Source organism: Staphylococcus capitis subsp. capitis, from assembly GCF_040739495.1.
Lineage (GTDB): Bacteria > Bacillota > Bacilli > Staphylococcales > Staphylococcaceae > Staphylococcus > Staphylococcus capitis.
In genome coordinates this window covers 2,162,287-2,184,229 of record NZ_CP145263.1, presented here as the reverse complement: position 1 = coordinate 2,184,229, position 21,943 = coordinate 2,162,287, and the positions used below count along the sequence as shown (strand labels likewise).

Sequence of the window (21,943 nt, the reverse complement as noted above, 5' to 3'; positions counted from 1 at the left end):
TTACAATTGAGTGAAATGGAATTCTACTACAAAATGACGTATAATTTGAAATGTAAACGTTATTATGAATGTGAATTGAGGAGGACATTATGGCTGATTTATTAAATGTATTACAAGAAAAATTATCTGGAAAAAATGTAAAAATTGTATTACCTGAAGGGGAAGACGAAAGAGTTTTAACGGCAGCAACGCAATTACAAGAGAGTGATTATGTTTCACCCATCGTGTTAGGTAATGAAGAAAAAATTAAATCTTTAGCAGAAGAAAAATCTCTCAATTTAACTAATATTGAAATTATTGATCCTTCATCAAGTGATTTAAAACCTGAATTAGTAGATGAATTTGTAGAGCGTAGAAAAGGTAAAGCGACTAAAGAACAAGCTGAAGAAATGTTAGACAATGTTAATTATTTCGGTACAATGCTTGTTTACACTGGTAAAGCCGCAGGTTTAGTAAGCGGTGCTGCACATTCAACTGGTGATACAGTACGTCCAGCATTACAAATTATTAAAACTAAACCAGGTGTATCTAAGACTTCTGGTATCTTCTTTATGATTAAAGATGACGAGCAATATATCTTCGGCGACTGTGCCATCAACCCTGAATTAGATGCTCAAGGATTAGCTGAAATTGCTGTAGAAAGTGCTAAGTCTGCATTAAGCTTTGGTATGGAACCAAAAGTAGCAATGTTAAGCTTCTCTACAAAGGGCTCTGCTAAATCAGACGACGTCACTAAAGTACAAGAGGCATTAAAATTAGCTCAAGAAAAAGTTCAATCTGATAACATTGAAAATGTTGTGATTGATGGGGAATTCCAATTTGATGCTGCGATTGTCCCTAGTGTAGCTGAGAAAAAAGCGCCTGGTGCTAAAATTCAAGGAGACGCTAATGTGTTTATCTTCCCAAGTCTTGAAGCAGGTAACATTGGCTATAAAATTGCACAACGTTTAGGTGGTTATGATGCAGTTGGTCCTGTTCTTCAAGGCCTAAATTCGCCTGTTAATGACTTATCACGTGGATGCTCAACTGAAGATGTTTATAACTTATCTATTATTACTGCAGCTCAATCACTACAATAATGGATTTATCAAGCAAATATTTTAACCAAATACCGTGGCGTTATGTGGATCATTCAACGGGTCTGGAACCCATGCAATCCTTTGCATTTGACGATACATTCTCTGAAAGTGTTGGGAAAGACTTATCATGTAATGTAGTAAGAACTTGGATTCACCAACATACAGTTATCCTTGGTATACACGATTCAAGACTTCCATTTTTAAGTGATGGCATACGTTATTTAGCAAATGAAGTAGGCTATAATGCCATTGTGAGAAATTCAGGTGGACTTGGCGTAGTATTGGACCAAGGTGTGCTTAATATTTCTTTAATATTTAAAGGACAAACTGAAACAACTATAGATGAAGCTTTCACAGTAATGTATCTATTGATATGTAAGATGTTTGAAGACGAAGATGTAGATATTCACACACATGAAATTGAACAATCTTATTGTCCTGGTAAATTCGATTTAAGTATTGATGGCAAGAAATTTGCTGGTATTTCTCAAAGACGTGTACGTGGAGGTATAGCGGTTCAAATCTATCTTTGTGTAGAAGGATCGGGTTCTAAGCGTGCTGCTATGATGAGAGACTTTTATCAACACGCACTCAAAGGAGAAACAACTAAGTTTCGTTTCCCTAATATTGATCCTGAATCTATGGCTTCATTAGAGACGTTACTCAATAAAGACATTAAAGTTCAAGATGTAATGTTTTTACTTTTATATGCACTGAAAGATTTAGGTGCTCAATTAAATATGGATCCAGTCACTGAAGATGAATGGCAACGATATGAAGGTTATTTTGAAAAAATGATCGAACGAAATGCAAAAATGCATCAAAAATTAGATTTGTAAAGCGTGCGTAAGAATATTTTAAATAGATGAGTAAGTGATTAGGAGAAGGTCTACAAAAAACTCGATTTGTAGACCTTCTCTACTTGTATTATCAAATAAAGAATAAATTTTTATATCATTAGTTATAGATATATATTCCCAAGTCTTTTTGTAGTATCATATGTAAGGTGGAAAATTTTAGAAAACTTTAGTTAAAATTTATTAAATGTTTACATAATCGAAGTTAAAGGTAAATATAATTCATAATTTTGATAACTCTATTTAAGAGTTTTATACTATTAAAGTATTGTTAGTTATCAAGAAAAGAGTTATTATACTCTTTTGTAGTTGAAAAATACTGATATTAAAATATTGCATCGTTAAACAGTGGCAACACAATAGTAAAATTCGCTAAAATAGTAATTTCAATGATGTCTAAATATAGACGTATCTATACGTAATAAAAATTATTTTTCAAATTAATTATCAGATAGTGTCAATGAATTAAAGTATATATAAGGTATATAAAAAGGTGAGAAAACATGACGAGACAAGGATACGGAGAGTCTACCGGAAAGATTATTCTAATAGGTGAACACGCAGTAACATTTGGTCAGCCAGCAATCGCCATCCCATTTAATGCTAGTAAAATAAAAATATTAATTGAAAGTATGGAGGAAGGTAACTATTCTTCTATTACAAGTGATGTATATGATGGCATGTTATATGATGCGCCTGAACATCTAAAGTCTATCATTAATCGTTTTATAGAAAGAAGTGGTGTAAAAGAACCACTTTCTGTAAAAATCCAAACGAACTTACCTCCTTCAAGAGGACTAGGTTCAAGTGCAGCCGTAGCTGTTGCATTTGTTAGAGCTAGTTATGACTTCATGGGAGAACCTTTAGATGATGAAACATTAATCAAGGAAGCAAATTGGGCAGAACGTATTGCACATGGTAAACCAAGTGGGATTGATACACAAACTATAGTTTCTAATAAACCTGTATGGTTCAAACAAGGGCACGTTGAAAACCTTAAATCACTTCAACTTGATGGTTATATGATAGTTATAGACACTGGAGTCAAAGGATCGACTAAACAGGCAGTAGAAGATGTTCATAGATTGTGTGAAGACCCTGAATACTTGAGCCATATTGAACATATTGGATCTCTTGTTCATGAAGCAAGTGAATCTATTGAAAAACATGACTTTAATCATCTTGCAGATATATTTAATCAATGCCAAAAAGACTTAAGACACTTAACCGTTAGCCATGATAAAATAGAAAGACTATTAAAAATAGGTGAAGAACATGGTGCTATCGCTGGTAAGCTTACTGGAGGAGGACGTGGCGGTAGCATGCTTCTTCTTGCGCAAGATTTACAAACTGCCAAAAAGATCGTAGCAGCTGTTGAAAAAGCAGGCGCAGCACATACGTGGATTGAACATTTAGGAGGGTAAACCATTGGTGAAAAGTGGCAAAGCACGTGCGCACACAAATATTGCGTTAATCAAATACTGGGGTAAAGCTGATGAATCATATATTATTCCGATGAATAATAGTTTATCTGTCACGCTAGAACGTTTTTATACTGAAACACAAGTAACGTTTGACGCGTCACTAACTGAAGACCAACTTATTCTAAACGGGGAAGAAGTTGATGCTAAAGAAACAACTAAAATCCAAAAATATATGGATATCGTGAGAGATGTTGCTGCCACAGATTTACATGCTAAAATTGAAAGCAATAATTTTGTTCCTACAGCGGCTGGATTAGCTTCATCGGCTAGTGCATATGCTGCATTAGCAGCTGCTTGTAATGAAGCACTTCAATTAGGTTTATCAAGCAAGGATTTATCTAGATTAGCACGTCGAGGTTCTGGTTCAGCTTCAAGAAGTATCTACGGAGGCTTTGCTGAATGGGAGAAAGGTCATGATGATGCGACTTCTTATGCTCATGCTATTGATGCTAATGATTGGGAAAAAGATCTTTCTATGATTTTTGTAGTAATCAATAACCAATCGAAAAAAGTCTCAAGTCGTTCAGGGATGTCTTTAACAAGAGAAACATCTCGTTTCTATCAATATTGGCTTGATCATGTTGATCAAGATTTAGCTGAGGCAAAAGAAGCAATAAAAAATAAAGATTTCAAACATTTAGGTGAAGTTATAGAAGCAAATGGTTTAAGAATGCATGCTACAAATTTAGGTGCACAACCGCCATTTACATATTTGGTTCAAGAAAGTTACGATGCGATGGCTGTCGTCCATCAGTGTCGTGAAGCTGGCTTGCCTTGTTATTTCACCATGGACGCAGGACCAAATGTTAAAGTGTTAGTTGAAAAGAAAAATAAACAAGCTGCCGTTGAACAATTTTTAAAAGAATTTGATGAATCGCAAATTATTGTAAGTGATATTATTAGTACTGGCGTTGAAATTATTAAGTAAGGAAGAGATAGAATGATACAGGTCAAAGCACCCGGAAAACTTTATGTCGCAGGTGAATATGCTGTAACAGAACCAGGCTATAAATCTGTCCTTATTGCAGTAGACAGATTTGTTACAGCAACAATAGAAGCCTCAAATGAAGTTGAGGGAAGTATTCATTCCAAAACATTACATTACGAACCTGTAAAATTTGATCGTAATGAAGATAAAATTGAAATTTCTGATGTGCAAGCTGCTAAGCAATTGAAGTATGTAGTTACTGCTATCGAGGTATTTGAACAATATGCACGCAGTTGCAATATCAAACTTAAACATTTCCACTTAACGATTGATAGTAATTTAGCTGATGATTCTGGCCAGAAGTATGGCTTAGGATCAAGTGCTGCTGTTTTAGTTTCAGTTGTTAAAGTATTGAATGAGTTTTATGACATGCAACTTTCGAATTTGTATATCTATAAATTAGCAGTTATAGCTAATATGAAATTACAAAGTTTGAGTTCTTGTGGAGATATAGCAGTGAGTGTATACAGCGGTTGGCTTGCTTATAGTACATTCGATCATGATTGGGTTAAGCAACAGATGGATGAAACATCTGTAAATGACGTGTTAGAAAAAAACTGGCCAGGACTTCATATTGAACCATTACAGGCACCAGAAAATATGGAAGTTTTAATTGGATGGACAGGTTCTCCTGCATCATCACCACATTTGGTTAGTGAAGTAAAACGTCTAAAATCTGACCCAAGTTTCTACGGTGAATTTTTAGATCGATCACATGATTGTGTAGAAAGTTTAATTCAAGCGTTTAAGACTAATAATATCAAAGGCGTTCAAAAGATGATACGACAAAATCGTCGTGTTATTCAATCAATGGATGTTGAAGCAACAGTTGATATAGAAACAGATAAACTTAAGAAATTATGTGACATTGGTGAGAAACACGGTGGCGCATCTAAAACATCTGGCGCTGGTGGCGGTGATTGTGGTATAACAATTATTAACACTATCATTGATAAACAGTTAATTTATGATGAATGGATAGCGCAAGGAATTAAACCATTAAAATTTAGGATATATCATGGACAGTAATAAAAACAGCCTTTATTAAAGGTTGTTTTTTTATATGGTGTATATTATCGATTAAATCAACTTGAAATTTATAGCAAAAAGAGTAAAATAATTAGAGTTATATAGAGAAATGATTATGATATGAGCTGATTTAATAATAGAAAGGTGGGTAGCAAGATGCAGAATAAATTTCTGATTTGCGATGAATGTCAGGCAGTTAATATTAAAACGTTGAAAAAGAAATTAGAAAAATTAGATCCTGAAGCGGAAATTGAGATTGGCTGTCAGTCATACTGTGGTCCGGGAAGACGTAAGACCTTTGCATTCGTTAATAATCGCCCACTTGCTGCTTTAACTGAAGAAGAGTTAATGGAGAAGGTCATTAAACAATTGAAGAAACCACGTGATCCTGAGGAAGAAGAGCGTTTAAGAAAACGTAATGAAGAACGTAAACGCCGTAAAGAAGAGCAAGACCGCAAACTTAAAGAGAAACTCGAAAAACGTAAAGCGGCTAAATAGATAAATACTAAAAAAAAGGAACTGACGTAGCGCAGTTCCTTTTTTGATAAAATTCAAAGTGAGAGTTCTCATACAGTAGATAAGGATCTACTGCATAAGAACCACTAATGATTAAAAATCAAAGTGTTAGTAGGAACACAGTAGATAGGGATCTACTGTATAAGAACCACTAATGATTAAAATCAAAGTGGTTCTAAAAACAAATCGTTGAATGATTCGGCCATAGTTGGGTGTGTATAGATATTTTCACTTAGTACTGTGTATGGGATGAGCTGATCTATCGCTAATTTGATGAAATTAATCAATTCTTCTGATTCTTTTCCATATAAACTTGCACCTAATATTTCGCCATTGTCTTTATTTAGTACAACTTTGAAAATACCTCTTGAATCGTTATTAATTTTATGTCGAGGTATTGTATTTACGTAGATTTTATTTTCCAGGAAATTAAAACCTTGTGCTTCTGCTTCAGCAGCAGTGAGACCAACTCTTGATAGAGGTGGATCGATAAATACTGTATAAGGAATGTTGCCTCTATTCTCAGTTGTTCGCGATCCATCTCCAAAGAGTTGGGAACGAAGAATTCTAAAGTCATCAAGAGAAATGTAAGTGAATTGTAAGCCACCTTTAACATCCCCAGCTGCATAGATATGTTTAACTGAAGTTTGAAGTTGGGAATTTACCTGTACTTCACCACGTTGACCCATTTTTACGTCAGTATTCTCTAGACCTAATCCATCGGTGTTAGGTTTACGTCCAGTTGCTAGTAACACTGCATCAGCTTTAAATTTACCATGATTGGTATGAACGATTGTTGAGTCGCCTTCATTAGAAAATGCAGTTGTTTCAACGTTTGTATGAACTGAAATCCCTTTGTCTTGCAAATCTTGAAGTGCTAGGTCAGCCACCTCTCGGTCCTCACGAGGCATTATCACATCACCATGTTCTAATATAGTCACTTGTGTTCCTAAATTACTAAACATTGAAGCAAATTCGAGTGCAATATATCCACCACCCACAATGACTAAGTCTTTAGGTTGGAAATTAATATTTAATAATCCAGTTGAATCATATATATTTTTAGTAGTTTTTATACCCTCAATTTTTGGTATATTTGCTTGAGCTCCAGTATTAATGACGATTTTGTTCCCTGTGATTTTATCTTTTACATTACCTGCATGATCCAATAACGCAATTTCATTATTAGAAACAAAAGACGCTTTATAATCTAATATATCTATATTGTCTTTTGATGCTAAATTGTTATAATTCTTTTTATTTAATGCATTCACTACTTCATTTTACTTGAAAATGCTTCATCGAAAGATGCTCCTCCGATACCGTCATGCACTAATGTTTTAGAAGGAATACATCCAATATTTATACATGTACCGCCATACATTTTAGATGATTGTTCTATAAGTGCGACGTGCTGTCCTTGTCCGGCTGCGAAAGATGCTAAAGTTTTACCTGCTTTACCAAATCCAATGATGATAAGGTCATAAGATGTCATATTTGGTTTACCTCCTGCAAAATGTCGTTTAAGACATCTTGAATTGTTTTGTTACGATAGAAATTTAAAATGAGTTGAATTTCTTCATCACGATATCGATCATTATCTGTGCAATATGTTTAGAAATGTCACAGTGACTGTTGCGGTCTCCAGTGTAAACGCGTTGATTATTATCTCTAGCGAGAACGAATTGTTGATATAACTCAGCTAAATTCACTGTAGATGTATATTGATTAGCTTTGTATCCGCCATCTTTACCACGTACTGTAGTGATAAGTTGCTGGTCGCTTAAGTTAGCGACGACACGTCTTAACTGCACGGGATTAAGACAAGTTAATTCCGCCAATTCCTTACTATTAAATTTTTCGTTTTTGTGCTTAGTAAGAAAGCTTAACACATGTACCGCAATGTTGAATTCTAAATTCATATCTACCCACCTTAAATGTAACTTATTTAGTTACATTTAACTGCAATAAGTATCAATAGTCAATCTTTATGACTTCGTCACAAATTTTTCGTGATTTTATATACTATAAGTAGGGTAAATATAATTTGTAAGTTCATTTTTGAAAATGAAATAAAAAAACAGTAATAGTAATGAAGGAGATGACTTCAATGGCTAATAAAGTACAATTAGGTAAATCAGATGTTAAAGTCTTCCCAATTGCACTTGGAACAAATGCAGTAGGTGGACATAATTTATATCCGAATTTGGATGAAGAACAAGGTAAAGACGTTGTACGTAAAGCAATTGATAATGGTATCACTTTGTTAGATACAGCTTATATTTATGGACCTGAACGTTCTGAAGAACTCGTTGGACAAGTTGTACAAGAATATCCACGTGAACAAGTACAAATCGCAACTAAAGGGTCACATGTCATTAAAGATAATGATGAAGTGGTACAAAATAATGACCCAGAATATCTAAAGCAACAAGTTGAGAATAGTTTAAAACGTCTCCAAGTAGATTATATTGATTTATATTATATTCATTTTCCTGATGAAGAGACGCCAAAAGATAAAGCTGTTGCAGCGTTAAAAGAATTAAAAGATGAAGGTAAAATAAAAGCAATAGGTGTGTCTAACTTCTCATTAGAACAATTGAAAGAAGCAAATAAAGATGGATATGTCGATGTCGTACAATTAGAATATAATTTATTACATCGTGAAAATGAAGAAGTAATGGCATATGCAGCGGAAAATAATATTACATTTGTACCATACTTCCCATTAGCTTCTGGAATATTAGCAGGTAAATATGATGAAGACCAAACATTTGACGATCATCGTGCAACACGTCGTGATTTCCAACCTGAAGTGTTCAATGATAATGTACGCCGTGTTAAGGAATTAACGGATATAGCTGAAGCGCACAACACATCAATTGCGAATGTCGTACTAGCATTCTACTTAACACGTCCATCATTAGACGTTGTAATTCCAGGTGCTAAACGCGCTGAACAAGTTGTAGAAAATATTGATGCTGCAAATATTGAATTAACTCAAGATGAAATTGATAAAATTGATCAATTATTCCCGATTGAAAATTAATAATTGGGAAATTTAAGAGCGATACCAACATATGACGTTGAGTATCGCTTTTTTAATGTAGTTGTAAATTTTAAAGTTTAGACAAAATAATTTGAGAAATTTTGGGTATGTTAAATAATATCTATACATAAAAATGCACAGTATAAAGTTGGAGGAAATGAATAATGATTACGGTGTTGTTTGGTGGGAGCCGTCCTGAAGGGAATACGGCAGAATTAACCCGATATGCTTTAGACGGTTTAGATTACACTTGGGTGGATGTCACTCAATATCAATTTAATCCTGTTCGTGATGTGAGACATGAAGATTACTATATTGAATCGTATGGAGACGAGTATAAACAACTTATTGATTTAGTATTAGAGAGTGATACAGTTATATTTGCGTCGCCAGTATATTGGTATAGTATTTCGGCTTCTTTAAAGGCATTTATAGATCATTGGTCTGAGACTATGGAAGACAAAGATTATCATGATTTCAAATCTAAGATGGCTAAAAAGGATTTTCGATTAATTTTAGTAGGTGGCGATTGTCCTAAAGTCAAAGCTAAACCATGTATAACTCAGATGAAATATAGTGTAGAGTTTTTGGGCGGAGAGTTGAAAGGTTATATTATTGGAACTGCTGAAAAGCCTGGAGATATTAAAAAAGATATATATGCTTTAGATCGTGCACGAGAATGGAACGAAGAACTAGGTAAATAAGATTATGACAATACAACGGAAGAAACATTTTAAATTTTAATGTTATCTTTCGTTGTTTTTTATTTTTTGTGAGTTAGTAGTTTCGTTTAATTCTATTTATCGAAATTTTATTAATTTTCCAGTTTGGATTTTAATAGTTTCAAAATAATTTTTATATAGGGTTTTTAAATCTTTAAATTGAATTAAGTTAACATAAATGTGATATAATGCCTTTATTAATAGCTTGTAATAGTTAGGGGAGAAAGTAACATGTATAGAGTAAGACAAGCAACTGAGAATGATGTAGTAGCTATTAGAGATGTTGCTACTAAAGCTTGGTATAATACATATTTAAATATGTATGCAGCTTCTACAGTCAATGAATTGTTGGCTGCTTCATATAATGAAACTCATTTGAAGAAGAGATTAAAAGAACAACTCTTTTTAGTGGCGGAAGAAGATGATGAGATTATAGGTTTTGCAAATTTCATTTATGGCGAGGAATTATATCTCGCTGCACATTATGTGAGACCACAATCTCAACATAAAGGTTATGGTACAAGTTTACTTAAAGAAGGTTTAAATCAATTTAAAGATAGATATGATACCGTTTATTTAGAAGTAGACAATAAGAATAACCATGGTATTGATTATTATAAGGAAAATGGCTTTGAAATCGTTCGTTCTTATCAACCTGAAATGTATGGAGAGACGATGGACTTAGCTCTAATGAAAAAGACCTTTTAATATCATAAACGCTATGCATCAAAACTAGTTTATTAATGGAGTTAAATTATTTCCGGGGTAATACTCAAACAAAAAAGCACTATGAACGTCATTCTAGTGTTCCTAAGGAGGGGAAGTATGGCACTATCATCATATGCAACAAGTAAACTAACTGAAGAAAAGGTATTTAAAGATCCTATTCATCGATACATACATGTTAAAGATCAGTTGATTTGGGATTTAATTAAAACTAAAGAATTTCAACGTTTAAGACGTATCAAACAACTTGGTACCTTATATTTATCGTTTCATACTGCAGAACATAGTCGCTTTGGGCATTCATTAGGTGTATATGAAATCGTTCGTCGAATGATTGACGAGTCTTTTATAGGTAGAGAGGCCTGGGATAATACAGACCGTCCACTTGCACTGTGCGCAGCGTTGCTACATGATTTAGGCCATGGCCCTTTCTCTCATAGTTTTGAAAAGATATTTAATACTGATCATGAAGCATTTACTCAAGCTATAATCACTGAAGACACGGAAGTAAATGAAGTGCTTAGTCGCGTTTCTGAAACATTCCCACAAGAAGTTGCAGATGTTATTAATAAAACACATGATAATAAACTAATTATATCAATGATATCTTCTCAAATTGATGCTGATCGTATGGACTACTTGCAACGTGATGCGTATTTCACAGGTGTGACTTATGGTTCGTTTGATATGGAACGTATTTTAAGATTAATGCGTCCTTCAAAAGATGAAGTATTGATTAAAGAGAGCGGTATGCACGCGGTTGAGAATTTTATTATGAGTCGTTACCAAATGTATTGGCAAATCTATTTTCACCCTGTAAGTCGTGGGGGAGAAGTGTTACTAAATAATTGTTTACAACGTGCGAAGCAACTTTATAGTGAAGGCTATGAATTTAGAATGTATCCCCATGACTTTGTACCATTCTTCGAAGGGACAATGACAATTGAACAGTATGTTGAGTTAGATGAAGCGGTTGTACTATATTACTTGAAAAAATGGATTAATGAAGATGATCCTATACTCAGTGACTTGTCGCGTCGTTTTATAAATAGAGATTTATTCAAATATATCCCGTTTGATGGTTCAATAATTACTATTTCAGAATTACAAGAATTATTTGAAGCAGGTGGTATCAACCCTGACTATTACTTTGTAAGTGAAGCTTTCTCAGATTTACCTTATGATTACGATCGCCCTGGATCTAATCGTAAACCGATCCATTTATTAAGAAGTAATGGTTCTATTACAGAAATAAGTCATCAATCTATGGTAATTAATAGTATTACTGGTATTAATCGTGAAGACCATAAATTATATTATCCTAAGGAACTGATACTAAATATAGATAATCTTGAAATTAAAGGTGCTATTATTAATTTATTGAATGAACTTAATTAGAGCTTTACACTCATTGTACCTATTAGATAAGATTGAAAATATCATCATTGAATCAATGATTTTCAGAATGGGAGGTATCTAACTTGGCTGAGAAAAAAGGTTTTAATTTTAATATTATAAAAAATGACCCACTAGATGGACATAAAGGAACGAATATCGGGTCAATTAGTTTAGATAATATTGCACCTGTTTTTATAGATGTTGAAAATAAAGAAGCTTTTATTGATATTGGCGGGATGCATGCACGTGCAAAAGTTGAAAAAGGTGTTAAATGGATTAAGGAAAAAGAGCAAGTTGAAGGAGACGAAGCTAAAGAATATTGGTTGTGTTGGGTGACTACAGAACGTAGTGAACAAGGACCGTACTATGCAGGTGTCACAGCTTGTTATTTATTAGTGAATAGAAGTATACGCCGTGGCTATAAGAGTATGCCTGAACATGTAAATATGATGGATAAATCTATGAAACATCAATTTATTATCGATCAAATTGGTAATGAAAATAAGAAAATCTTAAAAAAATTCTTAAAAGATCATAACGAAGACATGTGGAATAATTCTAGCGACGAATTATATCAAGCATTTGAATAACTATTAAAAATATATTCATTTTGTAATAAATATATCCGAATAAAATCTAAGCCTTTAAATGAATGTTTGCTAAATTCATTTAAAGGCTCTTATAGTATTATTTCACACTGCCAATTCCGTTAAGTTCTTCATTATAAGGCAATGTTAATTCTTTGTACGTGATGACTTTACCATCTTCATTAAAGACAAATTCTGCATAAACTTCTACTTTACCTTTATCACCATTTTTCTTTTCTACATGAACATCGTAGCGTAAAAAATCGTGTTTTGAGACTCATCTATGAGCATGGTTTTAAATTCTTCAATAGAAAGACGAGCCACAACTTCTTTCAGTTTCTTAAGATGATCTGTGAACTCATTAATATCAGACGTTTGATGTTCTGTGGTTTGAACATAAGAAGGGGCAAAGTACGTATCAATTTTATTAACATCAAGATTGATTAAAATATCATTATAAAGCTTTTCAATTGTAGATTTTAAATCATCTCTATTCATCACTTATCTCCTCTATAAAGTAATTATTTTAATTCTTCACCAATTTGATATGTGTGATACAAAGCTTCTATAATTTCATTATGAATGACATGAAATGGTCTTTCAAATCTTTTAGTAGCTTGTTTTACATCTTCATATTCGGGTTTCATTTTTAAAATTTTACCCTCTTGCAAAGCGAATTTCACAGAAATATTCCCGTAGTCGGTATCAATGTCTCTAAATTCTCGATCTAGTATATTTCTACGAACTGCGTAACTGCGAACTCCGAGAGAAGATGTTTCTTGTAGGATTAAAGTTTCAAATTTAGATGCGTTCTCAGTTTTACAGATTAAGGTTAATTGTGTACTTGGACGTCCTTTTTTCATAAATATTGGAGTGTAGTAAATATCTAGTGCACCATGTTCGAGTGATATATCCATGAAGTGTCCTAATGATTCAGGTGACATATCATCGATTTGGCATTCGATAACCTGGACGTCATCTTGCTTTTTTGATTGAGTTTCAAATTGAATAACTCTTAACACATTAGGGAAGTCAAAGTCTTTACTCCCTGCGCCATACCCAATTTCTTTCATCGTAGCAGATGGGAATGGGCCAAATGATGATACTAAACTTTTCGCAAAGGCCGCACCAGTTGGCGTCGTTAACTCACTTTGAACATCAAATTTAGCTAATGGAACGTCTTTAAGTATCTCAGCAGTGGCAGGTGCTGGTACGGGGTAGATACCATGGGCGATATTGATTTTGCCATTACCTGTAGGAATAGGCGAGCAATATAATTCGTCAATATTTAATAATTCTAAAGCAATACATCCACCAATAATATCGATGATAGAGTCCATTGCCCCCACTTCATGAAAGTGGACGTTTTCAAATGACATACCATGAATTTTAGCTTCTGCGTGACCAATCACTTCAAATATACTTTTACTTCGAGCTTTAACACGTGTTGAAAGTGCGCTGTCATCAATCATTTTAAAGATATCTGACGCGTGACGGTGATGGTGTGGTTCATCGAAATCAATGTTTAAGGTCATTGCATGTATGCCTTGTTTTACCTTCTTCTGAAAATGAAGTTCAAAATTATCTAATGGTAACGTTTTAAGTTCGCTTTCAATTTTATGTGGGTCAGCCCCTAAATCGACTAAAGCTGACAATAGCATGTCACCGGCTATGCCTGCATGACAATCTAAGTAAATTGCATTTGCCATATTGATGCTCCATTCTAGTTATTTTCTATCATTTTCACTATCATTCCAGCGTTATATCCTCCTCCAAAGCCATTATCAATATTGAGTACACTGGTACCAGGTGCACATGCGTTAATCATGGAAAGTAGTGTAGTGACACCGTCTAAATTTGCACCATACCCAACGCTGGTAGGGACGGCATAGATGGGATGATCGACAAGTCCTCCTACAACACTTGCCAAGGCTCCTTCCATTCCAGCAATGACCACGGATACCTTACCTTGGCGTATCTCATGGATGTGATTAAATAGTCGATGAATGCCAGACACGCCAACGTCATAGAAGCGTTTAACTTGAATTCCCATTACTTCAGCAGTTAAAGCAGCTTCTTCGGCTACTGCTAAGTCCGAAGTTCCAGCACAAAGGATAGAAATATAATTTTGTGATTTTTTAATTTTTTCTATCGGCGTACTCACAATATTAGCTACTGAGTGATACTGGAGATAGGGGTGATGTTCGAGTACAAACTTTGCCTTTGTTTCATCAATACGTGTCACTAAAATCACATTATCGTGTTGAGTAAGGCTTTCAATAATTTGATTAATTTGTTCTTTAGTTTTACCTTCACCGAAGATGACTTCGGGAAAGCCTTGTCGCTTTGCTCGATGTAAATCAATTTTAGCAAAGCCCAATTCGTCATAGTGACTGAGTTGGGCTTTAGCTTCATCTATAGAAATTTGATTTGATTTTACACCTTCGAGTAAGTCATCTATAAAGTTTGGATCTTTACTCATGTGTTAACTTCCTTATACTAAATTAGTTGCTTTCGTATCAATGACTTCGTTCATACTGCCTGTTCTGTATCCTTCTAAATCTACAGTGACATAGTCGAAACCAAGTTCTTTTAAGCGTAAAGTGATATTGTCTCTATTTTTTATTACAGTAGCTAAATCATCTTCAACCACTTCGATACGAGCGATATTAGGGTGGTAGCGTACACGGACATGATTGATTCCTAATTGTAGAATGTATTTCTCTGCTTCGTTGACTTTGTTTACTTTAGCAAAGCTTAACGTTTCACCATAAGGGATTCGTGAAGCTAAACTACATAGAGCCGGTTTATTCCATACAGGTAAATCATGTTGTTTACTTAATTCTCTAATTTCTGATTTATAGAGATGTGCTTCTTGAAGTACACTACGTACTCCAAATTCATCTCTAGCTTTTAAGCCTGGACGGAAATCCTCGAGATCGTCCATAATCATGCCATCTAAGATATAATTAAAGTTGAATTCCTCTTTGATTTCATTAAGTTTTCCATAAAGAAGTCGTTTACTGAAATACCAGCTTTCGGGTGTATTCTTAACGATATTATCGTCTTCAAGTTCAGCCATTTCAGTCTCTAACACTTCTACACCTAGGCTTCGAACTAATTCAATCGCTTGGTAAAATTCTTCGTTTCTGAAAAGTTCTGATTTTACAACCACAGGTTTAACATTTTTAACACCTAAAACATCAATCGCTTTTTTAAGTACTAAACTGCTATCTACACCACCTGAATATGCAATGACAACACTTTGCATTTCTTTAAGTAAGTGATTTAATTTCATTTCTTTATTTAATAATTCAGTCATTCTCATCATCCTCCCAAATTATTCTTCATTTTCAACATATGGAATGGTTAGTGGTCCTTGTGGCATGACACCAATTGATAATTTACGTCCATATTGTTCTTCTAACTCATGAAGCGTTTGTTCAATATTTGAAGTTGGATTCAACATTGAATCTTTCAATTGTTGATCTGTTAATTCTGAGTAGACATAAACATTGGCAAAGGTCTGAATGCTCGCTTGTTTTTGAACTTGCCATTGATCCATCTCTTTAAAATTAGGGTTATGGATAAGCTCTAGAATTCCCTGAGGGGTGTCAGCCATTTTAAAGATTTCAGCAAATTTACCATGATCTGGAAAGCCATCTGCACATTCGGAGACCATAATAATATTTCCGTCTTCTTTGACGATTTTACTAGCAGCACTCATACCTTTAACAGTCTGATACAAGTTTTGATCTAAAGGATAACCTGAATTAGAAGCGATGACGACATCAAAACGTTGATGGCATTTAAACATCGCGTGTTCTTTAACATAAGCACATCCTTCTTTATGTGCTTCAAAAACTTCTCCAGCGAATGCAGCTGTAATTTCCTTCCTTTTGTTTAAAGCCACATTTAACATAAAGTCTGGCTTACACATACGGTTCACTTCTCTAGCCATATCCTGAACAGGGTTATCTTCTAAATTTCCCCATGTAGAACGAGGGTCGCCAATCATCTTTGCATTATGAAAAGTTTGAATAGTTTCTAATCCAGCGATACCTGGCATAATACCTTTTGGACCGCCTGAAAATCCTGCAAAGAAATGAGGTTCAATGAAACCAGTGACGATTTTAAAATCTGACTCAACATAGTCTTTATTGAGATATGCATCACAACCATATTTACTCTCCCCAACTTTTATAAGACTATCTGCTTCAGTACAGTGGTTATGGACAATTTTAACTGTGTCCACAATATCTTCACCTAACATTTGAATAAGCTCATCGCGCGTTTGGTCACGATGTGTTCCTGTACCATTAATAATTACGAAATTTTCACGTGGCACATGGTTCAATTCCTCAATTAGTAAAGGTACAAGAATATGGTTTGGTGTTGGGCGAGTGATATCACTAATTACTATAGATACGATGTCATCACTTTTAACCATTTCTTTAAGAGGTTTTGAGTTGGTTGGATGTCTTAAAACGTCTTTAATGGCTGTTTTATAATCTTCAATAGCGTCAATATTTTGAGGTTCTATAATAGTGCTATCATCAGGTACATTGACACTAATTTCAGACTTGCCGTAGAGCACATCTGTCTTCACTAACATTCCCTCCGTTTATTTAAATATTATAAATTACTATTAAATGTAAACTCTTAATAAAGTGTTGCAATGCAATTATTATATGTAAATTGTAGCACAATTTTTAGAATATTTTAATTTATGAAAATAAATAGCTTTATTCAAAATTAGTGATGTGAAATATTTAAATCTAAAATTTAGGGTAAACATCATTAAAATAATGAAAGGGAGAAGTTCAATGAATCATATTAAGGGAATTAATCATATTGGTTTAACAGTATTAGATATTAAGGAGGCAACAACGTTCTTAAAAGAGGCGTTTGACGCTAAAATAGCGTATGATGCGCTTACATATAATGACCAACCTCGTGAAGGAGAAGAAGTTGAACGCATGTTAGGTCTTTCAAAAGGAGCAAAAATCGTTCGTCAAAGAATGATAGTGATTGGTGAGGGAGCTAATATAGAAATGTTTGAAATAGAAAGTAATAATCAAAAAGAACCACTCAAACTAGAAGATTTAGGCTTTAATCATATTTCATTAATGGTCGATCATATTGAGGACGTATTAGAAAATGTTAAACGTGCTGGTGCAGAACCATTATCTGAAACACATGGTAATTCAACTTACGAGGATTCTGAAGGAAGTAAGAGTGTTTATGTTAAGGCACCGTTTAACGCTTTAATTGAGTTACAATCCATTCCGAATGGTTATTATTATCCAAATGATAGTGAAGCAAATGTATTTATTCCTGGTGAGTAAAATATGAGAAACTATATATTTATTCAATAGTTGTGACCAATTTTAAAAGAAGATGATATAATAAAGGATGATGTACATCAAAAATTATGAAATATGAGGTAGTTAGATGAAAAAATATGTATTCATCATTGCAGCAATTGTATTCGGCATCGTATATTTCAAAAAGTATTGTTCTATTCGAGATAAATATATCATGGATATCGTTGATGTTGAATTCAACGAGTAATTCTAATGATAACCTATGTAAAATCGTGTTCATATCGATAAGATATGGAGACGATTTTTTAATTTTAGACAATATAAGTCGATACTTAGAAAGTAGGAGCGTACTACAAGCCATAGTGTTTTTATGCTATAATGACATGTATTATTGTAAAGATTAAGGTGAGTAGTAAATTGGATAAAAACATAAATATTCAAACTAAACAGGTTTTGAAACAGAATGATGAAAAACAAAAATTTGAGTTTACTACAAAAGGTGCTAGGCAGAAACGACGAGCAGAATTTATCCGGTATACAGAAGAAATTGAAGAAGCAAAAGTCAATGTTACAATAAAAATTGAAGATAGCGGAGTTAAGTTGATTCGTAAAGGCGATTTCAATATGAATCTACATTTCGTTGAAGGGGAAGAAACGACAACTTTATATGATATACCCGCAGGACGGATACCTTTAACAGTGAAAACACTGAGTATTTTACACTTTGTAACGCCAAATGGTGGGAAATTGAAAATTCACTATGAACTATATCAAAATGAAGAAAAGATGGGTTCTTATCAATACGAACTAAATTATAAGGAGATAAGCGAATGAATATTATCGATCAAGTGAAACAGACATTAATTGAAGAAATTGAAGCTAGTATCAAAAAAGCGGGATTAGCTGAAGATATTCCCGAAATAAAAATTGAAATACCTAAAGATACTAAAAATGGTGATTACTCATCTAATATTGCGATGGTATTAACTAAAATTGCTAAACGTAATCCACGTGAAATAGCACAAGCGATTGTAGATAATCTTGATACAAGTAAAGCACACGTTAAAGAAATTGATATTGCAGGCCCAGGTTTTATTAACTTTTACTTAGATAATCAATATCTTACTCAAATTATTCCAGAAGCGATTAATAAAGGCGATCAATTTGGCTATTCAGATCAATCTAAAAATACAAACATTTTATTAGAATATGTGTCTGCAAATCCAACTGGTGATTTACACATTGGTCATGCTAGAAATGCTGCTGTAGGTGATTCATTAGCCAATATTCTAATCGCCGCAGGGTACAATGTCACTCGTGAATACTATATTAACGATGCAGGGAATCAAATTACTAATTTAGCTCGTTCAATAGAGACACGTTATTTTGAAGCTCTAGGTGATACAAGCCATGAAATGCCAGAAGATGGATATAATGGTAAAGACATTATTGAAATTGGTAAAGATTTGGCTAATAAGCATCCAGAAATCAAGGATTATTCAGATGAAGAACGCCTAAAAACATTTAGACAATTAGGTGTAGATTATGAAATGGATAAGTTAAAGAGAGACTTAGCTGATTTTAATGTACATTTTGATAACTGGTTCAGTGAAACGTCTTTATATGAAAATGGTGCAATCGATAACACATTAGCTAAAATGAAAGAATTAGGTTACACATATGAAGCTGATGGTGCAACATGGTTACGTACAAGTGATTTTAAAGATGATAAAGACCGTGTATTAATTAAAAAGGATGGTAACTACACTTACTTTACACCTGATACAGCATACCATTACAACAAAATTAATCGTGGAAATGATATCTTAATTGATTTAATGGGTGCTGACCATCACGGTTATATAAATCGTCTTAAAGCAAGTCTTGAAACATTTGGTGTAGATAGTGATCGTCTTGAAATTCAAATTATGCAAATGGTGCGTTTAATGCAAAATGGTGAAGAAGTGAAAATGAGTAAACGTACAGGCAATGCGATTACTTTACGTGAAATTATGGATGAAGTAGGCATTGATGCAGCGCGTTACTTCTTAACAATGCGTAGTCCTGACTCTCATTTTGATTTTGATCTTGAACTTGCCAAGGAGCAATCACAAGATAACCCAATTTATTATGCTCAGTATGCTCACGCACGTATTTGTTCAATACTAAGACAAGCGAAAGAGCAAGGTGTTGATATCACAACAAATGCTAATTTCGATACAATTACTAATGAAAAAGCAATAGACTTATTAAAGAAAGTTGCTGAATTCGAAACAACAATTGAGAGCGCAGCAGAACATCGTGCGCCTCATCGTTTAACAAATTATATTCAAGATTTAGCTGCAGCTTTCCATAAATTCTATAACGCCGAGAAAGTTTTAACTGATGATATTGAAAAGACTAAAGCATTAGTAGCTATGATTGAAGCAGTAAGAATTACATTACACAATGCTTTAACACTTGTTGGCGTTACAGCACCTGAGTCTATGTAATTATAAAAATATTTAATTAAATAAACAGTCTTATGCCCTCATAAATCTATATTTGTGAGGGTATTAATTTTATAAAGAATTGGAGTGTAAACATGCTATCTACAATGGAACTGTATCGAATTCTATATAAAAATATGGGTGCACAACATTGGTGGCCAGCTCAAAGTCCTATTGAGATGATGCTAGGGGCTATACTTGTTCAAAATACTAATTGGAAAAATGCAGATATGGCATTAACACGTCTCAAAGAAGAGACGCAATTCAATGGTAAAAAGATATTAAATATGTCACTCGATGATTTGCAACAAACGATTCGTTCGAGCGGTTTCTATAAAAATAAAGGTAAAGCGATTCACGCTTTAATGAATTGGTTAAATCAACATGACTTTAATTACAAAGATATCGCACAATACTATGGTGAGAATTTAAGAAAGGAATTATTAAATATTCGTGGTATTGGAAGTGAAACGGCAGATGTTTTAATTGTATATATTTTTAAAGGGATAGAATTTATTCCAGACAGTTATACTCGCCGTATATATGCTAAGTTAGGCTATACTCAGACTGAAACCTACGATAAGTTTAAGAAGACCATTCAATTACCTTCTAATTTCACTAACCAAGATGCGAATGAATTCCATGCTTTGCTCGATAATTTTGGTAAAAATTATTTTAACGGTAAAGGAGAACATCGTTATACATTTTTAGATTCATTTTTTGAAAATTAAACATTGACCTTTACGTAACGTCATACCTCATACTTCAGCTTAGGAGGTGAAGATATGAAAGCGTATTTTAGTCCTAAAGATCTTTGTGACATCACAGGAGTGAGTTTACGTACACTTCATTATTATCACGATATAGAATTATTAATCCCTCATCATATTGAAGACAATGGTTATCGTCTTTATAGTGTAGAAGATATTTCTAAACTGCAATATATCTTATTTTTAAGGGAGCTTGATTTAACATTAAAAGAAATTAATGATTATTTTAAAAGTGATATAAATACTAAAAACGAAGTGTTGCGTAAGAATTACGATGATGTAATTAAGAAAAGAGATAAGTTGAATGTAATCATTGAACATCTTGACTACCATTTTAAACAAGAGAGCAATGAAGAAATTGAGGTGACGAATATGAAAGAATTTGATTTATATCAACAATATGAAAATGAAGCGGCTTTGAAGTATGGTGATACTAAGTACTATCAATCTTATGAGGAACAACAACAAGATATGAATGATTCTGAGAAAAAAGAGAACTATAAAAAGATTAATGTTGAATTAAATACATTTTTCGATGAGATGAGTGATTTATTTTCTAAAGATGTCTCGATTAAGGAGGCAAGCACTAGAATAAAAAAACTAGAAGACATATTGAATCTACAAGTTCCTAACTGCGATAAACAATTTATGTCCTATATTGCAACAACATATGTTGATGATGAACGATTTGCTAAAAATATTAATAAAAACCGTAATGAAGGATTAAATCGATATATTGCAAATGCCATAAATGTATATATAACGTACTAATTGTTTCTTTCAAAAATATTAATCTTAATTATTAATGAGTAACGATAAACGCCCTTTTAGAAAGTAGGGCGTTTTTTATGGTTAAAAACTATAGAATAGGAGATATTATAATTTATATAGATTTTTAATTTTGATTAATTAATTATATAAT

21 protein-coding genes and 2 pseudogenes are annotated in these 21,943 nt (G+C 33.4%); 16 read left to right on the top strand and 7 right to left on the bottom strand.

All coding sequences use genetic code 11. The features are described 5' to 3' along the window. The first annotated feature begins 89 nt into the window (after positions 1–89). From pta to V6C74_RS10875, 6 genes are all read left to right on the top strand, one after another. The gene (pta, locus tag V6C74_RS10900; protein WP_002452520.1) at positions 90–1,079 is read left to right on the top strand and encodes a phosphate acetyltransferase; all 990 of its coding nucleotides are present in this window, start codon (positions 90–92) and stop codon (positions 1,077–1,079) included. Beyond that, positions 1,079–1,918 carry a lipoate--protein ligase family protein gene (locus V6C74_RS10895; RefSeq protein ID WP_029625766.1) on the top strand — a complete coding sequence of 280 codons (840 nt, stop codon included), beginning with the start codon at positions 1,079–1,081 and terminating at the stop codon, positions 1,916–1,918. The genes pta and V6C74_RS10895 overlap by 1 nt, the downstream gene beginning before the upstream one ends. A gap of 521 nt (positions 1,919–2,439) precedes the next feature. Then, entirely contained in the window at positions 2,440–3,360 is a 921-nt protein-coding gene (gene mvk, locus V6C74_RS10890; protein WP_002452522.1) for a mevalonate kinase, read from the top strand. A 4-nt stretch (positions 3,361–3,364) separates the two neighbouring features. Continuing rightward, positions 3,365–4,348, top strand: coding sequence for a diphosphomevalonate decarboxylase (mvaD, locus tag V6C74_RS10885; RefSeq protein WP_002452523.1), 984 nt, complete (start codon positions 3,365–3,367; stop codon positions 4,346–4,348). Positions 4,349–4,360: 12 nt separating this feature from the next. Next, positions 4,361–5,437 (top strand): phosphomevalonate kinase, encoded by a 1,077-nt coding sequence (locus V6C74_RS10880; protein ID WP_002452524.1) that lies wholly within the window; start codon positions 4,361–4,363, stop codon positions 5,435–5,437. 156 nt (positions 5,438–5,593) lie between these two features. Then, on the top strand, positions 5,594–5,935 hold the full coding sequence (locus V6C74_RS10875) for a DUF1450 domain-containing protein (RefSeq protein WP_002433135.1): 342 nt from the start codon (positions 5,594–5,596) through the stop codon (positions 5,933–5,935). Between the two features lie 182 nt (positions 5,936–6,117). On the opposite strand, the pseudogene merA reads toward V6C74_RS10875, so the two are convergent. Both merA and hypR read right to left on the bottom strand, forming a co-directional pair. Further along, positions 6,118–7,448: pseudogene (merA, locus tag V6C74_RS10870) on the bottom strand (hypothiocyanous acid reductase MerA). Beyond that, positions 7,445–7,875, bottom strand: a pseudogene (gene hypR / locus V6C74_RS10865) (redox-sensitive transcriptional regulator HypR). Before hypR ends, merA begins: the two co-directional pseudogenes overlap by 4 nt. 188 nt (positions 7,876–8,063) lie before the next feature. Between hypR and V6C74_RS10860 the strand changes: the two are divergent. The 5 genes from V6C74_RS10860 (at position 8,064) to V6C74_RS10840 (ending at position 12,438) form a co-directional block, all read left to right on the top strand. Continuing rightward, positions 8,064–9,002, top strand: a complete 939-nt coding sequence (locus V6C74_RS10860; protein ID WP_002433209.1) for an aldo/keto reductase — start codon at positions 8,064–8,066, stop codon at positions 9,000–9,002. 164 nt (positions 9,003–9,166) lie between these two features. Then, positions 9,167–9,706 (top strand): flavodoxin family protein, encoded by a 540-nt coding sequence (locus tag V6C74_RS10855; protein ID WP_002452529.1) that lies wholly within the window; start codon positions 9,167–9,169, stop codon positions 9,704–9,706. A gap of 249 nt (positions 9,707–9,955) precedes the next feature. Then, positions 9,956–10,432, top strand: a complete 477-nt coding sequence (locus tag V6C74_RS10850) for a GNAT family N-acetyltransferase (RefSeq protein WP_002452530.1) — start codon at positions 9,956–9,958, stop codon at positions 10,430–10,432. 117 nt (positions 10,433–10,549) lie between these two features. Then, complete coding sequence (locus tag V6C74_RS10845) at positions 10,550–11,848, top strand: HD domain-containing protein (protein ID WP_002452531.1); 1,299 nt, start codon at positions 10,550–10,552, stop codon at positions 11,846–11,848. 83 nt (positions 11,849–11,931) lie between these two features. Continuing rightward, positions 11,932–12,438, top strand: a complete 507-nt coding sequence (locus V6C74_RS10840; protein WP_002452532.1) for a YwhD family protein — start codon at positions 11,932–11,934, stop codon at positions 12,436–12,438. A 234-nt stretch (positions 12,439–12,672) separates the two neighbouring features. Here V6C74_RS10840 and V6C74_RS10835 read toward each other — a convergent pair whose 3' ends face one another. Genes V6C74_RS10835 through larA form a run of 5 tightly spaced genes read right to left on the bottom strand, consistent with a single transcriptional unit; the run spans position 12,673 to position 17,044 of the window. Then, complete coding sequence (locus V6C74_RS10835) at positions 12,673–12,933, bottom strand: hypothetical protein (protein ID WP_002452533.1); 261 nt, start codon at positions 12,931–12,933, stop codon at positions 12,673–12,675. 23 nt (positions 12,934–12,956) lie between these two features. Next, positions 12,957–14,144, bottom strand: coding sequence for a nickel pincer cofactor biosynthesis protein LarC (larC, locus tag V6C74_RS10830; protein ID WP_002452534.1), 1,188 nt, complete (start codon positions 14,142–14,144; stop codon positions 12,957–12,959). Between the two features lie 14 nt (positions 14,145–14,158). After that, positions 14,159–14,917 carry a nickel pincer cofactor biosynthesis protein LarB gene (gene larB, locus V6C74_RS10825; protein WP_002452535.1) on the bottom strand — a complete coding sequence of 253 codons (759 nt, stop codon included), beginning with the start codon at positions 14,915–14,917 and terminating at the stop codon, positions 14,159–14,161. 12 nt (positions 14,918–14,929) lie between these two features. After that, positions 14,930–15,757 carry an ATP-dependent sacrificial sulfur transferase LarE gene (gene larE, locus V6C74_RS10820; RefSeq protein WP_002452536.1) on the bottom strand — a complete coding sequence of 276 codons (828 nt, stop codon included), beginning with the start codon at positions 15,755–15,757 and terminating at the stop codon, positions 14,930–14,932. 18 nt (positions 15,758–15,775) lie between these two features. Next, complete coding sequence (gene larA / locus V6C74_RS10815; RefSeq protein ID WP_016898719.1) at positions 15,776–17,044, bottom strand: nickel-dependent lactate racemase; 1,269 nt, start codon at positions 17,042–17,044, stop codon at positions 15,776–15,778. A 217-nt stretch (positions 17,045–17,261) separates the two neighbouring features. Between larA and V6C74_RS10810 the strand changes: the two genes are divergently transcribed. The 5 genes from V6C74_RS10810 (at position 17,262) to V6C74_RS10790 (ending at position 21,792) form a co-directional block, all read left to right on the top strand. Next, on the top strand, positions 17,262–17,783 hold the full coding sequence (locus tag V6C74_RS10810) for a VOC family protein (RefSeq protein ID WP_002452538.1): 522 nt from the start codon (positions 17,262–17,264) through the stop codon (positions 17,781–17,783). 396 nt (positions 17,784–18,179) lie between these two features. Then, positions 18,180–18,596 (top strand): DUF1934 family protein, encoded by a 417-nt coding sequence (locus tag V6C74_RS10805; protein ID WP_029625765.1) that lies wholly within the window; start codon positions 18,180–18,182, stop codon positions 18,594–18,596. Continuing rightward, entirely contained in the window at positions 18,593–20,254 is a 1,662-nt protein-coding gene (gene argS, locus V6C74_RS10800; RefSeq protein WP_016898716.1) for an arginine--tRNA ligase, read from the top strand. Before V6C74_RS10805 ends, argS begins: the two co-directional genes overlap by 4 nt. A 92-nt stretch (positions 20,255–20,346) precedes the next feature. Further along, positions 20,347–20,982 (top strand): endonuclease III domain-containing protein, encoded by a 636-nt coding sequence (locus tag V6C74_RS10795; RefSeq protein WP_016898715.1) that lies wholly within the window; start codon positions 20,347–20,349, stop codon positions 20,980–20,982. 54 nt (positions 20,983–21,036) lie between these two features. Next, complete coding sequence (locus tag V6C74_RS10790; protein WP_016898714.1) at positions 21,037–21,792, top strand: MerR family transcriptional regulator; 756 nt, start codon at positions 21,037–21,039, stop codon at positions 21,790–21,792. Positions 21,793–21,943 lie beyond the last annotated feature (151 nt).

Bases quoted from the DNA above. Each gene is read 5' to 3' on its own strand.
- argS (WP_016898716.1), top strand. From the start codon at position 18,593: ATGAATATTATCGATCAAGTGAAACAGACATTAATTGAAGAAATTGAA.
- V6C74_RS10895 (WP_029625766.1), top strand. From the start codon at position 1,079: ATGGATTTATCAAGCAAATATTTTAACCAAATACCGTGGCGTTATGTG.
- V6C74_RS10845 (WP_002452531.1), top strand. From the start codon at position 10,550: ATGGCACTATCATCATATGCAACAAGTAAACTAACTGAAGAAAAGGTA.
- larC (WP_002452534.1), bottom strand. From the start codon at position 14,144: ATGGCAAATGCAATTTACTTAGATTGTCATGCAGGCATAGCCGGTGAC.
- pta (WP_002452520.1), top strand. From the start codon at position 90: ATGGCTGATTTATTAAATGTATTACAAGAAAAATTATCTGGAAAAAAT.
- V6C74_RS10860 (WP_002433209.1), top strand. From the start codon at position 8,064: ATGGCTAATAAAGTACAATTAGGTAAATCAGATGTTAAAGTCTTCCCA.
- larB (WP_002452535.1), bottom strand. From the start codon at position 14,917: ATGAGTAAAGATCCAAACTTTATAGATGACTTACTCGAAGGTGTAAAA.
- V6C74_RS10855 (WP_002452529.1), top strand. From the start codon at position 9,167: ATGATTACGGTGTTGTTTGGTGGGAGCCGTCCTGAAGGGAATACGGCA.
- mvk (WP_002452522.1), top strand. From the start codon at position 2,440: ATGACGAGACAAGGATACGGAGAGTCTACCGGAAAGATTATTCTAATA.
- V6C74_RS10810 (WP_002452538.1), top strand. From the start codon at position 17,262: ATGAATCATATTAAGGGAATTAATCATATTGGTTTAACAGTATTAGAT.
- V6C74_RS10880 (WP_002452524.1), top strand. From the start codon at position 4,361: ATGATACAGGTCAAAGCACCCGGAAAACTTTATGTCGCAGGTGAATAT.
- larE (WP_002452536.1), bottom strand. From the start codon at position 15,757: ATGACTGAATTATTAAATAAAGAAATGAAATTAAATCACTTACTTAAA.
- V6C74_RS10835 (WP_002452533.1), bottom strand. From the start codon at position 12,933: ATGAATAGAGATGATTTAAAATCTACAATTGAAAAGCTTTATAATGAT.
- V6C74_RS10850 (WP_002452530.1), top strand. From the start codon at position 9,956: ATGTATAGAGTAAGACAAGCAACTGAGAATGATGTAGTAGCTATTAGA.
- V6C74_RS10795 (WP_016898715.1), top strand. From the start codon at position 20,347: ATGCTATCTACAATGGAACTGTATCGAATTCTATATAAAAATATGGGT.
- V6C74_RS10790 (WP_016898714.1), top strand. From the start codon at position 21,037: ATGAAAGCGTATTTTAGTCCTAAAGATCTTTGTGACATCACAGGAGTG.
- V6C74_RS10875 (WP_002433135.1), top strand. From the start codon at position 5,594: ATGCAGAATAAATTTCTGATTTGCGATGAATGTCAGGCAGTTAATATT.